Here is a 13,996-nt window from a genome sequence, read left to right as displayed (position 1 = left end):
AGAAGTGTAACGCGGTGGAAAGAATGAATTATCGAAAAGGAGGGTTGCTTTATGAAACGTGACGAATCACAGCCAGGGGTCCATCCAGACCCAGAGCCAGACGAACAATCCGATCCCGCTAAAAAACCGGCGCCGACACAACATCCTGACCCGGACCCGGAAGAAGATAACGAATAATTAAAAAGGAGAGGGCCTTCAATGAGGTCCTCTCCTTTTTGCGTTCATTTTTTCTTGACGGCTTTAAATTCATTCATGCGGTCAAACTCTTTTTCATTAAAGTATTCGACGATGACGAAGTCACCGACCGGACATTCCCAACGGTCTTTGGCGACTTGACACTCTTTTAAGCTGACGTTCTCTTCATACATATCGAGTTCGAGCATGTCTTTTAAGAATTGATCGACTTTCTTCTCCGGTACTTTGTGATATTCGCTGAGGATGACTTCCTCTTGTTTGTCGTTCGTATGAGTCATGACTTTAAAATAACGCATCGTTTCATTCCTACTTTCTCTTCCGTTCGATTCAAATGATTTCGTTTCAACGTCCATCATACCTTATTCGAACACATGAAGAAACACGAACACCCGGAACTGTTCCAGGAGTTCGTGTTTTACGAGTGTCGAGGGCGCTTTGTCGGCGCTTCGTTGAACGGCTGTTTGTGTCGGATAATGAGCCAGAACAACAATCCGAACAACGGGATGTACGGTAGCGGCCAAAGGCTCATCTTGTATCGTTTCGCATCGCGGTTCATGAGCGTGATTTGAATGCAGGCAAGTAAGAAGAAATCGACCGTCATGGTCCGGACGAACTGATTCTGTTCCACGTACGACCAATACGTCCCGACGTCACCCGTCGTCGCGGCTGCGATGAATAAGCCGATCGTCACGGCGAGCAACACGACCCCGAGTAATCGTGTCGGGAGCGGCTTGATCGGTGTCGGGTAGGGCGACTGCCGGGCAAAGGCTAAGTACGGGGCGATGAGAAAACCGCCGACGACGAAACCGGTCGCTGCAGGCAAGAGCGGATTCGGTCGTAATTGATTGACCTCCGACCAGAGGAGTGGGAACAAAGCGAGCGGATACACACCTAGGATGCTGAATAAGGACAAAGAATAGCCTTCATATACATCTGTGTTATACGTTACAAAGTCGAGCAAAAACCGGCTCGAGAACGGCTCGTTTGGGCCGAGGACGGCGATGGCGATCGCGATGCCCCAAGGAATCAATAAAAACTTTCTCGTCATGCCAACACCTCACGTCTAGTACTGTTTTCCATAGTATACCCTGATTTTTAAGAACGAAAAATGAGAAAGTGTCATCAGACACCCTCTCACTGGTTCTCGCGTGCATAAGATTTAATCATCGTTACGAGTTGTTGCGTCTCTTCCGAGTTCGTCTCTAGCATAATGCCGTAGTCATAAAGATTCCCCAGCTGACTGCGGTGCCGGACGTGGCCCGTCAAATCGATTGGCTGCAATAGCGGGACGAGGTCGAGCGTGACGGTAACCTTCAATCCTTCAGACAACGGGAAGAGGTAGTCACAACGCAGTTTCATACCGTGGGAGCTGATGTTCAACAGTATCGCTTCTCCGTCGTGCAATTCTTTGTCTTCCCATACGAGGCGGTACGGAATAAAACGAGGGGTCGGTAAGATATAACGAAAAGTTTCTTGGCGTCGATAACGCATCGGTTCACCTCATTTCTCTCCTTTTATTATCGGTTGAATCGAAAAAAGTTGAAGGGCAGGGGACGACAAATTCCGAAGGACACGGTTTACAGAAAAACGAGAAATTTTTATAATAAGCATATGGATTGGGTTGAAGGAGGGGATCGTGTGAACGTCAAGGAACTACTGACACGTTACTCGATCGACGAACCCGTCGTTTATGTAAAAGAGCACGGGGAGTGGGTCAAGATGGAACGCTTGCCACCTTACACCATACTTGAGGTCACGAAGACCGATACGACCATTGAAGCACTTGCCATCGACGCCTACGTTGCGCTCGCCGTCTGTCGAGAGACGTCTACCGTCGAAGATGCTAGACCATATGCCGTCCGACTCAAGATTCGGACAAAGTAAAACGCCACGATGTCTCGTGGCGTTTTTCGTTATGCAGCGTTCTCGGCTTGATCTTCTTGCGGTTTCGTCCGTTTCGCATAGTACATGAACGGTGTGGCAATCCAGGCGATGACGAACTTCGCGACGTATGTCGTGACAAAGATGTTCCACCAGATGTCCCAGTCCATGCCCCAAAAGGCGATTGTACAGAATGTGAGCGTATCGATGAACTGTGAGACGACCGTAGAACCGGTCGTCCGGAGCCATAGCTTTTTCTCTCCGGTCTTCGCACGAATCTTCGAGTAGATGAAGACGTCGAACAGTTGCGAGACAAGGTACGCCGCGAGACTACCGAGTGTGATGAGTGGGAGCATCGAGAACAACGCCTCGAAACTCTCATGCATGAATAGCGCTTCTTCAAACGGCTCATAAAGCAAGGCGAACTGCATGAGCACCGTCGAGACGATCAAGATGAAGAAACCTAGCCAGACGCCTTTACGCGCCGTATGACGGCCGTATTTCTCGTTCAAGATGTCTGTCGCTAAATAAAGGGAACCGTAGACGATATTCCCGAGTGTGAAGATGAAACCACCGATTACAATCTGCTGCGTCACTTGAATGTTGGCGACGACCGAGGCCATCGCGATCCAGGCGAACAGCCCGACACGGCCGAACAGCTTATAGCTGAGGACGAGCAGGCCGAGCGTGAGCAAGGCAGAAGGAATCCATAACCATTCATTAAGCATTGGATGTTGCTCCTTCCGAATCAATAAGTACTTTTAACTTTTCAATCTTATATACGACCGTTTCGCTTGTCAAGGCAATGTAAAAAGCGACCGCTAGGAAATTGTAGCCCCTACACCCCATATAACTTTCTTTATAAAATCAAGTTACACCCTTCTGTATTTTAACGGAGTTATTGAAATAACAATATTGTATATTTTCGGAAGAAATGAAAAGTCGTTCGATCAATCCGTTATAATATCACTTGAAAGGTGGAGAGAAAAAAATGAAAATTTTATCGGCCGTGATTTTATTATGTTGTGCTTCCTGGATGGCAATTTATTTGTATGGAGAATATGCGAGTCAGTCTGTTAAATTTGATCTTTCTTTAGTGACATTTCCAGTAGCGCTTTTTATCTTGTCTCTCGTATTCTTTTTCTCTCCGAAAGAAGGCGATCAAGCTATAGAGAAGAAGATGGAATGACTCGTGAAGTGTTTTAGAAAATTGGGAGTGTACGAAGCAAGCACATCAGCGTCCTTCTGGGCGTTTTTGTCGTCTATCAAGGTTACACTCCTGGCGACAATGCAATATGCAACTTCGCAATACAAAGAAGGAACGTATAAGGAAATCACGATGTCATTTCAGATCAAGTAATAGAAATGTTTACGACACCAACTAAAATCGTACGACTGGGCACAACCTGTTTAATGAGAAAAAGAAAGCACCTCCTGCAAGATACAGGAAGTGCTTGAAACCGCTTGGTTGAGAGGTATTATGAATGCCTCCGACGAGAATCGAACTCGTGCTGCAGCATTACCATTGCTGAGGTCTGCCACTAACCTACAGAGGCGTTACACATATTATGTTACACAGTTCGTTCGACAATTTCAAGCTTTTTTAGAATAATAAGACCCCGCATCCAGTTTAGATGCGGGGCAGGGTCATTATTGTTTGCGAATCCAAACGGCACCAGCCGAGTTGTCTTTCGCTTCGCCGACGACGTCGACGACGAGACCGTACTTAGGCAATTTCTTACCTGCGTCCGGGATGAGCGAGTTGATATACGTGTTGGCGTCATTAAATTGTTTCACGCCAGGTTGTGCTTTGTAATCGTATGTTCCACGTGTCGGGGATGCGATATACCATGGGATCGTCTTGTCGAGGCTGAACGCCGCGTCTGCGATTTGATAACGTGTGCTACCTGCGACCGTGTCTTTGCCGTTCAACTTCCCAATCAATGCTTCAGGGTGCGAATCGACGACACCGAGGAAGCCTTCACCCGGGTGGAGACCGACCCAGTTGTCTGAGAACGAATCGTCTCCATACCAGACGACGAGACCTGTATTGTATTTGACACCACGGCCGTTCAAGAGACCCGTATCAGCGCCGGCATGGTTACGCCACTCCAAGTAGTAGTAGTGCGGCTTCTCATCCCAACCGTCCGACTTAACGAAACCGTTCAACTTGACCACTTCCGCGCCTTCTGCGTCGTCAGAGAACAATGTTGCACCGCCCGACGTGATCGAGACGTTGTCGAGTGCGAAGCCTTCAAGCGCAAGGCCACCGTCAGTCACGTATTCGAAGACAATCGAGACGTCTTGTCCGGCGAATTGTGACAAGTCGTATGACTTACGAACCCATTCACCGTTCGTCGATTCTGCATCGTTACCTGTGTTGTCGTCACCGTAAACGTCGAGGACGACTTCTTTACCGCCGCTAAGCGCTTTGACATAAAGATAGTCATAATCGTATTCAATTTCAAAACGTGTATCGAAGGCAAGTTGCCCGTCAGCTCCGAGTTTCACGTTCGGGATTGCCAATTCCGTATGCAAGTTGTCGCCTTTAGTCGAGTAGTAGTAATACTTCCCGAACTTCGGCTCGATGCCTTTAACCTTTTTATCTGGCAAGTTGATTTTCACGATGCCAGGGTTGTTCGATTTCGTCACTGATTGGTCGATTTGAGAGACGAAACCTTGCGCGTTAATATCATCGAGTTCGACTTCCTTGATGTTTGCCCAGTTGCCGCCCATCAACTTTTGGAAGTACTCTTTGTTTTGTGGAGAGAAGCTGGTCGGTTCAGTTCCGGCAATCTTCCCAGCCCAGCTACCGCCACTCATGATTGACCATGATTGGACCGGTTCGCCTTGACCTGTATATTGCGTGTCATACTCATCTGGCAGCCCGAGGTCGTGACCGTATTCGTGCGCGAAGACGCCGACTGCACCGTCCTCTGGTTGAATCGTGTAGTCGAACGCGGCCACTTGACCGCCCCAATACGGGACAGCTGCCTCTGTACCAGCGATGCGATATGGGCTGTTACCGACAACCCAACGGTGTGACCAGACTGCATCATCACCGAGCACACCGCCACCCGCTTCTTGACCGGTACCCGCATGAATGATCATCAAGTGGTCGATCAACCCGTCCGGTTCATTGAAGTTCCCGTCACCGTCAAGGTCATATAAATCATATTCATCAAATTCTGCCAAATTCATACCGCTCTTCACAGCCGCATTCAATGCGTCTTTGACGAGTTGACGCGGTCCTGGTCCGGCGTTGTCATGACCACCAGATGGACTATCGGCGCCATAGTCTTTCGCCGTACCTGGGACGGTCAACCATTCTGAGACCGTACCATCGACGGTGTAGCTACCTCCAGACTGTTCCTCATAATACTGTTTGAATGTCTGGACTTTGTCTCCGTTGAACAGTTCGAACGACTCGTCGCCGAACATATACTGCTCATAATGTTCTTTACTAAAGTTATCGCTATACAGATAACCTTCCTCTTGAACAATATTGTTATGTTTGAAGTCGCTATATTCGACAAGAAGGACGAGTACTTTGTCTTCACGGACGGCGCCGTTATAGCCTGTCTGTTTCGCTGGATCAACTTTTACTTGACCGTTCGGCTTGCCTTTCCGATAGTTTGCTTGTCCTTTTTTCGCTTTGTCGAGGAGACGGTTCGATTCTTTTTCGAACTGGTTATGTATCTTCTCTTTGGCTGCGGCTGCTTTGTCATTCAAGTCATGCTTATGCGGGTCTTGCGCTGCACCTTGTTTCTTGGCGATGTACGCCTCGACCGCTTTCGTGCGTTCTGAAGCCGATAAGCCTTTCTTAATGACGCCACGCTTCTCGAGCGCTTTAGCGAGACGTTCCTCATCGATGATATGATGATCAATCGGAGCGTGTTCGCTAGCCGACGGTATGGCCGGTGCGACGTTTGTCGGTCCTGCAGCAACCGGGATGGCGCTGACCGTCATTGCTGACGTCAGGACGGCCGCGAGTGTCGTGCGGCGGATGGAACGATTTTTCATCTGTACTAACCTCCTGTGTAAATAATGGGAAATTGTGTGAGCTTAGGGTAAACATTAGACTTGTGTCTGATTAATGTCAATATTCAGAAAAAGGGTAGCGAAAAAAAGAGACTTTCGTCCCGTTTGGGCAATAAGCCCTAAAGGATGTCCGTCTCTATGTCGATATATCCGTAATGCAGTTTTGACGTCTTTCGTGTAATCCTCGTAAAACCGTACTCGTTGAACCATTCACTCTCAAAATGCGCTTTTAGGACGATTCGTTTTTTTGCAACACGTCGCGCTTCCCGAATGAGCTCGTCTGAGAGCGGAGCCGTATTCGCGAGTGAACGTAACGGGTTCAAATGAACCGATTCTGAAATCGTTTTCTCGAACATCGGATCGAAGTAGACGATGTCGAACGAGTCGTCGATACATGTCTTCAAATAGGTAAGGGCGTCTGCGTGGACGACTTCGATTCGTCGCATCGCTTGATTGATGGCCTCTTCTTTCTCGACCCACACGCTAAGTCCTTCCTTGACGAGCATCGCCGTCATGAACTCGCTCTCGATTCCGGTGATGCGACCATCTGCTCCGATGGCATGGCTCATGACAATCGAGTCCGAACCGAGGCCGAGCGTACAGTCGAGGACACGGTCGCCGGGCTCGAGCATGGCCGTGTCGACGAGCGGGTCGTGTCCATCACGCATCAATTGTTTGATGCGAAAGACCGAGCTGGAAGGATGAAAAAAGAACGGTTCGGTCGTCCCGAGCGACGTGTATTCGACGCGCCGTTTATCGAAGACAAGGACGCTTTTCTCATAGTGATTCATCAGCGTCTCGAGTGATTGTTTTTTCCGCTCGACAAAACGTACACCGTAATGCGATGCGTGTCGAGTCGCTTGTTCGCGTACTGCATCGGTTGGTCGCAGACAAGTCGTGACAATATACATAAAAAAACGCTCCTTCATAAAAAAGAGACGCAGATTGCGTCTCACTTTTTCTTGCTGAGTAGATCAGACAATTCGTCAATGAGTGCTTTGTGCGTCGCCAATTCTTTTTTCTTTTCATCGTTCGGATTGATTGGACGTTTCGAGCGGCTTTGAAGTGCCTCGAGCGTCTCGTCAATTGATGATTTGAGCGTGTCACGGTCTTCAGGTTTGAGTGACACTTCCTGCGGGTTTTCACCACTCGCATCGAGTTCACGTAGACGTGCCATCAATTGCTTCGCCTCACGATTCAAATCCGACAACAATCTGTCAATTTGTTCCAGTCTTAATTTAATCCCATCACGTTCTGTAAACATACGTTTCACCTCTTTTGCGTTGTAACCACAAGGGTCTCTTCTTGTTTACTTTACCATATTTTTTGTAAGACGAAACTACCGGGAATATATTCCATTTATTTTGCGAACGGGAAACAATGTTTCTCTATACCCACTCAAACCCCAGCTGATATACTAACTAGGCTAAAAGGGAGGTGGGCGGATGGGCACAACGAATCATCCACCAAAAGCGCTTAAAGGCGCGATTTTATCGATTACGACGTATTTAATTCTATCTATATTAAAAGTCGTCTTCGGAATCATTTATAACTCAGAGGCCGTCCTTGCGGACGGTTTCAACAACACGACGGATATTATCGCCTCAATCGCCGTCTATATCGGGATTCGGATTGCGGCATTACCACATGACGCCGAACATAAATATGGCCATGCCAAGATGGAGACGCTCGCCGCACTCGTCGCTTCGCTCATCATGGTCGCCGTCGGGGTGTTCGTCCTACTGAACAGTGTCGCGAACTTGCTTCAGGGGGAATACATTGAGCCGAACCCGCTCGCAGCGGTCGTTGCCTTTATCAGTGCGCTTGTCATGTTCGGTGTGTATGCGTACAACTCGAGCTTGGCCAAGAAGACGCGCTCGCTCGCCTTGAAGGCCGCCGCGAAAGACAATCTCGCCGACGCGATGATCTCAATCGGGGCGACGCTCGGTGTTTTGTTCGCATTCTTCAAACTGCCATGGATGGACACGGTGCTCGCCGTCTTGATTGCCGGGATGATTATCCGCACGGCCATTCAAATCTTCTTAGATGCGACGCATCAACTGTCGGACGGGTTCCCCCCGGACCTCGTGAACGCTTACGAGGAGACGATTGGCGAGTTCGAATCGGTGAAGGAAGTGCGTGAAATCAAGGGTCGGCATCTCGGGAACCATGTTATGCTCGACGTCACCATTGCGGTTGATGGAGAGTTGACGGTTGACGAGGCGCATGACCTTTGCGATGAGATTGAACGAAAACTCGATGAGCGGCATGCCGTCGATTCGGTTCATATTCACATTGAACCTGCTTGACGTTTCGGTTATCTTTTGCGAATCAAGTCGCAGTTCGTATATAATGAGTGTGGAAAGAATACGGAATAACTGTTAAGGAGGGCACGGGATGGACATCGTGCGTCAACCTATTCGTCAAATTGATGAGATTGAATATGAACATTTTCAGAAATATGGGCAGAGCTCATACGGCATTTCAGCTGAGGAGCTGAAAGGCATCTTTGAAGAGATGGGCACCGAACATGTCTATTCGGCCGTTGACCATAGCTACGGGGAAGATTTTTATTTTGATATCCTCGTTGATGGAAAGATTGTCGGAAAAGTACTTTTGCTCAAGCTCGCACGTGTGTATCAGCTCGATTTGATGGTGTTCGACCCATACAAAGGCAAAGGCTATGCGACGGAAGGGTTACGTCTCGCGCTCGAACAGTCAGATTTGAAAGACGGACATACCGTCCGTGCCGGGATTCCGCCGACGAGCCCGCATCAAGAAGCGATGCGAAGCGTGCTCGAGAAGAACGGCTTTGAGAAACGGAACGGACTCTATTATTTGAACTTTAAGAAACGATATGTAGTAAACCACTAAACTGACGGCGTTTGACGCGTCAGTTTTTTCGTATGGGGGTTTTTGGAGATGAGACAAGTAACGATCAACGACATCGCCAAGCTAGCAGGCGTCGCAAAGAGTACGGTCTCGCGTTATTTAAACGGAGGCTCGGTCGGACAGGCGACACGGGAGAAGATTGAGCGGGTCATTCAAGAGACGAACTACGAACCGAACCAGTTCGCGCAAAGTTTGAAATCGAAACAGACGAAGATGATTGGCGTCATCGTGCCGCGTCTTGACTCGTACGCCGCCTCTCGCACGATGATGGGGATCGACGAGCGGTTGACCGAACGCGGCTATCAAATGCTCGTCGTGAACACGGCTCAACAGACCGAGCGCGAGATCGAGCAATTGTACAACTTGGCAAAACAGAAAGTCGCCGGCATTATCTGGCTCGGGACGACGGTGACCCCACGTCATTTACATGCGATCGAGGCGATTCAAATTCCGGTACTGTTAATCGGTCAGGAACATGCGACAGTGCATAGTCTCGTTTATCCTGACTATGAGGCGGCATACGCACTAGGTAAGCAGTTCATGGACTGGGGCCATCGGGACGTTATCTACGTAGGTGTCGAGGAGTATGATATCGCCGTCGGCCAAGCGAGACGCGACGGATTTTTACGTGCCTTTAGCGAATCGGGCGCGAGCGTCAAGACGTATACGACGACGTTCAAGATTGAGGATTCGATTCCGATTGGGGCACAAATCGGTCATGAGCAAGCGGCGTCACTCGTTGTCTGTGCGACCGATAATATCGCCCTCGGTGTATTGAAAGGGCTCGCCAACAGCGGCAAGACCGTACCGAATGACGTCTCGGTGAGCGGATTTGGTGGCTATGATTTCACCGAGGTATTGCATCCGTCCCTCACGACGGTCCACCTGCCATATCGCAGGACAGGAGCGAAGGCGGCTGACATGATTCTCCAGTTGTTAACAGGCGATGTCATCGCAATGAAAACGTTCACAAATTTCGAGATTAAACTGCGAGAAAGCGTTGACATTTTAAAATAAATCGATTACATTTGTGTTGCGGAACCGGTTCCGCAACATTTTTTTAATTGGTTTTGGAACCGGTTCGATAAAGAGCGTGGATTGAAAGATTATGGAGGTGGACGGATGAATACCGTACATTGCATTGGTGAACTATTGATTGATTGGGTGTGTGAGGACGCGTCGAGCGACCTCGTCAACGGCACTACTTTCGTCAAAAAAGCAGGCGGTGCGCCTGCGAACGTGGCGGCCGTCGTCAGTAAACACGGGGGGACATCAAGTTTCCTCGGTCAAGTCGGGGCGGATCCGTTCGGACAATTCTTAAAAGAGACGCTCGAAGCAAACGGCGTCGGCACGGACAACTTGGTCGAAGCAGGCGACACGACGTTCGCCTTCGTCTCGATTCAGGCGGACGGAGAGCGTGACTTCACGTTCCGACGTGGCAGTGACGGCGATTATGCGTTCGACGCGATTGACTTGTCGAAGTTCAAGTCAGGGGATATCGTCCACTTCGGTTCGGCGACGGCACTGCTTGATGGTGAATTAAAGAACGCCTACTTCAAGTTGCTGCAATTCGCGAAACGCGATGGGCTGTTCGTCTCGTTCGACCCGAACTATCGCGACGCGCTCGTGACGGACCTCGAGGCGTTCAAACAAGACTCGCTACACTTTATCGCCGAGGCCGACTTCGTCAAATTGAGCGAAGAAGAAGCCCACTTGTTGACCGGAGCTGCGACGCTCGACGAGGCGGTCGACGCACTCATCAAACTCGGCGCAAGCCGGGTCGCCATCACTCTCGGGTCGCGCGGCACGTTGATTGCGACAAGCGAGACGCGGGCCATCATCCCGTCGGTGAAAATTGAAAGCGTTGACTCGACGGGTGCCGGTGACGCATTCGTCGGGGCGTACTTGTATCGTCTCGTAACACTTGGCGTCGACGATGCACGATTACAGCAGGACATCGAATATGCGAACGTGACCGGTGCACTCACGTGTACGGCTTACGGCGCGATTCCAGCCATACCATCACCACAACGTGTTCAACAACTGTTAGGAGGGAAACCCGAATGAACTACAGACAAGAAGCAGAAGCGATTTTAGAGGCGCTCGGCGGAAAAGACAACGTCGCCGCGGCCGCCCACTGTGCCACCCGGCTCCGTCTCGTCTTGAATGACGAGTCGAAAGTCGATGAGAAAAAATTGGATGCGTTAGACGTCGTCAAAGGGACGTTCGCGACGGGCGGTCAGTACCAAATCATCATCGGTGCAGGGACGGTCAACAAAGTCTATGCCGAGTTCACTCAATTGACAGGACTCGGCGACATGTCGACGAGTGACGTCAAATCGGCGAGTGCGAAAAAAGGCAATCCGCTCCAACAGTTCGTGAAAATGTTATCTGATATTTTCGTACCGATTATCCCGGCGATCGTCGCCGGTGGTCTCTTGATGGGGATTAACAATTTGCTCACAGCGCCGGACTTGTTCTTCGACGGTAGCTCGCTCATCGACCAGTACCCTGGCATCGCCGACCTTGCCGCGATGATCAATACGTTCGCCAACGCCGCCTTCGTCTTCCTGCCCGTCTTGATCGGGTTCTCCGCGGCCAAGCGGTTTGGGGGCAACCCGTATCTCGGTGCCGCCCTCGGGATGATCATGGTCCACCCGGATCTCGTCAACGCCTATGCGCAAGCGACGGTCGGTGATATTCCGGTCTGGAACATCCTCGGATTTGAAATTGAGAAACTCGGTTACCAAGGTCAAGTGTTACCGGTACTCGTATCGGCTTATATTTTATCGAAGCTTGAAATCAACATCCGCAAGTTTATGCCGGCATCGCTCGACATCTTGCTCACGCCGCTTCTCTCACTCTTGATCACAGCGTTCGTCACGTTCGCGTTCGTCGGGCCGATCACACGTGAAGCAGGGAACTTGATTATCGATGGACTCGTTTGGACGTACGACTCACTCGGCTTCTTCGGCGGTCTCGTCATGGGTCTCTTGTACGCACCGATCGTCATCACAGGGATGCACCACAGCTTCATCGCCATCGAGACGCAACTTCTCGCCGATATCGCACGGACGGGCGGGTCGTTCATCTTCCCGATCGCCGCGATGTCAAACGTCGCCCAAGGCGCGGCTACACTCGCTGTCTTCTTCTTGACACGTGAGAAGAAAATGAAAGGTGTCGCTTCGGCGTCAGGTATCTCGGCACTTCTAGGGATCACCGAACCAGCCATGTTCGGGGTCAACTTGAAACTCCGCTACCCGTTCATCGCCGCCATCATCGGTTCAGGAATCGCCTCGGCGTTCATCGTCGGTCGTGAAGTCCTCGCTGTCGCACTCGGTGCGGCTGGTCTTCCGGGGATCATCTCAATCGCACCGGCATCAATCGTATCGTATATCATCGGCATGGCGATCTCGTTCGCTGTTGCCTTCAGCTTGACGTTCGTCCTCGCGAAGCGCCAGGCAAAAAAAGACGCGGTCAAACAAGCCGCATAAGATAAAGGAGTGATTTGAATGACTTGGACGAAGGCGGAACGTTATCGTTCGCTGCGTGACGTGAGTGCCCTCGACATGGAGACACTCCGCACGAAAACGGCGGCCTCGCCTTGGCGGTTCGGCTATCATATCCAACCGCCGACTGGCCTGCTAAACGACCCGAACGGTTTCACGTTTTTTAATGGGGAATACCACATGTTCTATCAGTGGTTCCCACTCGGACCGGTACACGGTCTGAAACATTGGTATCACGTCACATCGACCGACCTCGTCACGTGGACCGATCGCGGGGTGGCGTTAGTCCCGGAGTCGACCGAAGACTCACATGGTGCCTATTCCGGAAGCGGCTTCGTCGCAGACGGGGAACTGCATGTCATGTATACGGGTAATCACCGGACGGATGACTGGACGCGTCACGCCTCGCAACTGATCGGCGTGTTACGCGATGGAAAAATCGAACGACGTAACGTCGCCATCCCGGACGTCCCGGCTGGCTACACGGAGCATTATCGTGACCCGAAAGTATGGGTTGAGAACAGTTTCTACTATGCGATTGTCGGTGCTCAGCGTGAGAACGGGACCGGATGTGTCGTCTTGTATCGTTCGAGCGACTTGAACGACTGGACGTTTCTTGGAGAAGTGAAGACGGGCCTCGACCCGTTCGGTTACATGTGGGAATGTCCCGACGTGTTCGAACTGAACGGACAGCACGTGCTCGTCTTCTCGCCACAAGGCATCGAGCCGGACGGCCATCGGTATCACAACATCTATCAATCGGGATTCGTCATCGGGAAGTTAGACCTCGAGACGTTGACGTTTGAGCACGGTATATTCGAAGAACTCGATTTCGGCTTCGACTTCTACGCCCCGCAAACGACTGAACATAACGGACGTCGTCTGCTCGTCGGGTGGATGGGCTTGCCGGAAATCGAGTATCCGACGGACCGGTTTGGTTGGGCACACGCCTTGACGCTGCCGCGCGAGCTCTCGATTGAGGACGGTCGATTGAAACAACGCCCGGTTCGGGAGTTGTCGAAACTTCGTCAAGCGACGTTCATCGAGACGTCAGGCACGTCGGTTAAGACGGACACGCCGCATCGATATGAACTCGAACTGACGACGGACGGATCGGACTTCACGCTCGAACTGCTTCAAGTCGGAGATGAGTCGCTCGTCATCCGGTACGACGCGTCGACTCGTGAGTTGACGATTGACCGGACGAACGCCGGTGAGCCGTTCGCGACCGAATTTGGCACGACGCGTACGAACGTGATGGACGTCACGTCCCTCCAGCTTTTCGTCGATTCGTCGAGCGTCGAATGTTTCGTCAATGACGGCGAGGCCGTCGCCACGCTCCGCGTGTTCCCGAACGAGCTCGACAAACAGTTGCGCTATGAAGGGGCGACTGCGAGCTTGATTGGTTGGACGTACGAATAATTAAGCTGAGCTTCGGCTCGGCTTTTTTGTTGTTCCGAAATGTAACGATTTCACGT

16 protein-coding genes and 1 tRNA gene are annotated in these 13,996 nt (G+C 50.8%); 9 read left to right on the top strand and 8 right to left on the bottom strand.

The window, feature by feature from the left end; translation table 11 throughout:
- The first annotated feature begins 51 nt into the window (after positions 1-51).
- Positions 52-177: a hypothetical protein gene (locus KNP92_RS15850; RefSeq protein ID WP_034815346.1), complete on the top strand. Its 126-nt coding sequence runs from the start codon at positions 52-54 to the stop codon at positions 175-177.
- A gap of 44 nt (positions 178-221) precedes the next feature.
- On the opposite strand, the gene KNP92_RS07020 is transcribed toward KNP92_RS15850, so the two are convergent.
- The 3 genes from KNP92_RS07020 to KNP92_RS07010 all read right to left on the bottom strand — a co-directional run bounded on the left by KNP92_RS07020 (position 222) and on the right by KNP92_RS07010 (position 1,686).
- Complete coding sequence (locus KNP92_RS07020) at positions 222-473, bottom strand: hypothetical protein (protein WP_034804944.1); 252 nt, start codon at positions 471-473, stop codon at positions 222-224.
- A gap of 137 nt (positions 474-610) precedes the next feature.
- A complete protein-coding gene (locus tag KNP92_RS07015) occupies positions 611-1,243 on the bottom strand; it encodes a hypothetical protein (RefSeq protein WP_034815349.1) in 633 nt (210 codons plus the stop codon).
- An 86-nt stretch (positions 1,244-1,329) separates the two neighbouring features.
- On the bottom strand, positions 1,330-1,686 hold the full coding sequence (locus KNP92_RS07010) for a PilZ domain-containing protein (RefSeq protein ID WP_214838928.1): 357 nt from the start codon (positions 1,684-1,686) through the stop codon (positions 1,330-1,332).
- A gap of 147 nt (positions 1,687-1,833) precedes the next feature.
- On the opposite strand from KNP92_RS07010, the gene KNP92_RS07005 reads away from it, so the two are divergent.
- Positions 1,834-2,079, top strand: a complete 246-nt coding sequence (locus KNP92_RS07005; protein ID WP_260564049.1) for a hypothetical protein — start codon at positions 1,834-1,836, stop codon at positions 2,077-2,079.
- A 29-nt stretch (positions 2,080-2,108) separates the two neighbouring features.
- On the opposite strand, the gene KNP92_RS07000 is transcribed toward KNP92_RS07005, so the two are convergent.
- Positions 2,109-2,804 (bottom strand): queuosine precursor transporter, encoded by a 696-nt coding sequence (locus tag KNP92_RS07000; RefSeq protein WP_214838924.1) that lies wholly within the window; start codon positions 2,802-2,804, stop codon positions 2,109-2,111.
- 263 nt (positions 2,805-3,067) lie between these two features.
- Here KNP92_RS07000 and KNP92_RS06995 point away from each other — a divergent pair, with 263 nt between their 5' ends.
- A complete protein-coding gene (locus KNP92_RS06995; protein WP_214838922.1) occupies positions 3,068-3,265 on the top strand; it encodes a hypothetical protein in 198 nt (65 codons plus the stop codon).
- Between the two features lie 296 nt (positions 3,266-3,561).
- Here the strand turns inward: KNP92_RS06995 and KNP92_RS06990 are convergent.
- From KNP92_RS06990 to KNP92_RS06975, 4 genes are all read right to left on the bottom strand, one after another.
- Positions 3,562-3,632: transfer RNA gene (locus KNP92_RS06990), tRNA-Thr, on the bottom strand.
- A 94-nt stretch (positions 3,633-3,726) separates the two neighbouring features.
- Positions 3,727-6,099, bottom strand: coding sequence for an immune inhibitor A domain-containing protein (locus KNP92_RS06985; RefSeq protein WP_214838921.1), 2,373 nt, complete (start codon positions 6,097-6,099; stop codon positions 3,727-3,729).
- A gap of 137 nt (positions 6,100-6,236) precedes the next feature.
- Positions 6,237-7,028: a class I SAM-dependent methyltransferase gene (locus KNP92_RS06980; RefSeq protein WP_214838919.1), complete on the bottom strand. Its 792-nt coding sequence runs from the start codon at positions 7,026-7,028 to the stop codon at positions 6,237-6,239.
- A 41-nt stretch (positions 7,029-7,069) separates the two neighbouring features.
- A complete protein-coding gene (locus tag KNP92_RS06975; RefSeq protein ID WP_034807168.1) occupies positions 7,070-7,381 on the bottom strand; it encodes a hypothetical protein in 312 nt (103 codons plus the stop codon).
- Between the two features lie 181 nt (positions 7,382-7,562).
- Between KNP92_RS06975 and KNP92_RS06970 the strand changes: the two genes are divergently transcribed.
- The 6 genes from KNP92_RS06970 (at position 7,563) to KNP92_RS06945 (ending at position 13,940) form a co-directional block, all read left to right on the top strand.
- On the top strand, positions 7,563-8,426 hold the full coding sequence (locus tag KNP92_RS06970) for a cation diffusion facilitator family transporter (protein ID WP_214838917.1): 864 nt from the start codon (positions 7,563-7,565) through the stop codon (positions 8,424-8,426).
- Positions 8,427-8,514: 88 nt separating this feature from the next.
- Positions 8,515-8,991 carry a GNAT family N-acetyltransferase gene (locus tag KNP92_RS06965; RefSeq protein WP_214838914.1) on the top strand — a complete coding sequence of 159 codons (477 nt, stop codon included), beginning with the start codon at positions 8,515-8,517 and terminating at the stop codon, positions 8,989-8,991.
- Between the two features lie 48 nt (positions 8,992-9,039).
- Entirely contained in the window at positions 9,040-10,026 is a 987-nt protein-coding gene (locus tag KNP92_RS06960) for a LacI family DNA-binding transcriptional regulator (RefSeq protein WP_214838912.1), read from the top strand.
- Positions 10,027-10,131: 105 nt separating this feature from the next.
- Positions 10,132-11,076 carry a carbohydrate kinase family protein gene (locus KNP92_RS06955; protein WP_214838910.1) on the top strand — a complete coding sequence of 315 codons (945 nt, stop codon included), beginning with the start codon at positions 10,132-10,134 and terminating at the stop codon, positions 11,074-11,076.
- A complete protein-coding gene (locus KNP92_RS06950; protein ID WP_214838909.1) occupies positions 11,073-12,503 on the top strand; it encodes a sucrose-specific PTS transporter subunit IIBC in 1,431 nt (476 codons plus the stop codon). The genes KNP92_RS06955 and KNP92_RS06950 overlap by 4 nt, the downstream gene beginning before the upstream one ends.
- 18 nt (positions 12,504-12,521) lie before the next feature.
- Positions 12,522-13,940: a glycoside hydrolase family 32 protein gene (locus KNP92_RS06945; protein WP_214838907.1), complete on the top strand. Its 1,419-nt coding sequence runs from the start codon at positions 12,522-12,524 to the stop codon at positions 13,938-13,940.
- The last annotated feature ends 56 nt before the right edge of the window (positions 13,941-13,996 follow it).

The organism is Exiguobacterium sp. s122 (assembly GCF_018618475.1).
Taxonomy (GTDB): domain Bacteria; phylum Bacillota; class Bacilli; order Exiguobacteriales; family Exiguobacteriaceae; genus Exiguobacterium; species Exiguobacterium himgiriensis.
The sequence above is the reverse complement of the archived record's forward strand: the minus strand, read 5'-3'. Positions and strand labels throughout refer to the sequence as shown.

Bases quoted from the DNA above. Each gene is read 5' to 3' on its own strand.
- KNP92_RS07020 (WP_034804944.1), bottom strand. From the start codon at position 473: ATGACTCATACGAACGACAAACAAGAGGAAGTCATCCTCAGCGAATAT.
- KNP92_RS06965 (WP_214838914.1), top strand. From the start codon at position 8,515: ATGGACATCGTGCGTCAACCTATTCGTCAAATTGATGAGATTGAATAT.
- KNP92_RS06960 (WP_214838912.1), top strand. From the start codon at position 9,040: ATGAGACAAGTAACGATCAACGACATCGCCAAGCTAGCAGGCGTCGCA.
- KNP92_RS06975 (WP_034807168.1), bottom strand. From the start codon at position 7,381: ATGTTTACAGAACGTGATGGGATTAAATTAAGACTGGAACAAATTGAC.
- KNP92_RS15850 (WP_034815346.1), top strand. From the start codon at position 52: ATGAAACGTGACGAATCACAGCCAGGGGTCCATCCAGACCCAGAGCCA.
- KNP92_RS06985 (WP_214838921.1), bottom strand. From the start codon at position 6,099: ATGAAAAATCGTTCCATCCGCCGCACGACACTCGCGGCCGTCCTGACG.
- KNP92_RS06955 (WP_214838910.1), top strand. From the start codon at position 10,132: ATGAATACCGTACATTGCATTGGTGAACTATTGATTGATTGGGTGTGT.
- KNP92_RS06980 (WP_214838919.1), bottom strand. From the start codon at position 7,028: ATGTATATTGTCACGACTTGTCTGCGACCAACCGATGCAGTACGCGAA.
- KNP92_RS06950 (WP_214838909.1), top strand. From the start codon at position 11,073: ATGAACTACAGACAAGAAGCAGAAGCGATTTTAGAGGCGCTCGGCGGA.
- KNP92_RS07000 (WP_214838924.1), bottom strand. From the start codon at position 2,804: ATGCTTAATGAATGGTTATGGATTCCTTCTGCCTTGCTCACGCTCGGC.
- KNP92_RS06970 (WP_214838917.1), top strand. From the start codon at position 7,563: ATGGGCACAACGAATCATCCACCAAAAGCGCTTAAAGGCGCGATTTTA.
- KNP92_RS07010 (WP_214838928.1), bottom strand. From the start codon at position 1,686: ATGCGTTATCGACGCCAAGAAACTTTTCGTTATATCTTACCGACCCCT.
- KNP92_RS06995 (WP_214838922.1), top strand. From the start codon at position 3,068: ATGAAAATTTTATCGGCCGTGATTTTATTATGTTGTGCTTCCTGGATG.
- KNP92_RS07015 (WP_034815349.1), bottom strand. From the start codon at position 1,243: ATGACGAGAAAGTTTTTATTGATTCCTTGGGGCATCGCGATCGCCATC.
- KNP92_RS06945 (WP_214838907.1), top strand. From the start codon at position 12,522: ATGACTTGGACGAAGGCGGAACGTTATCGTTCGCTGCGTGACGTGAGT.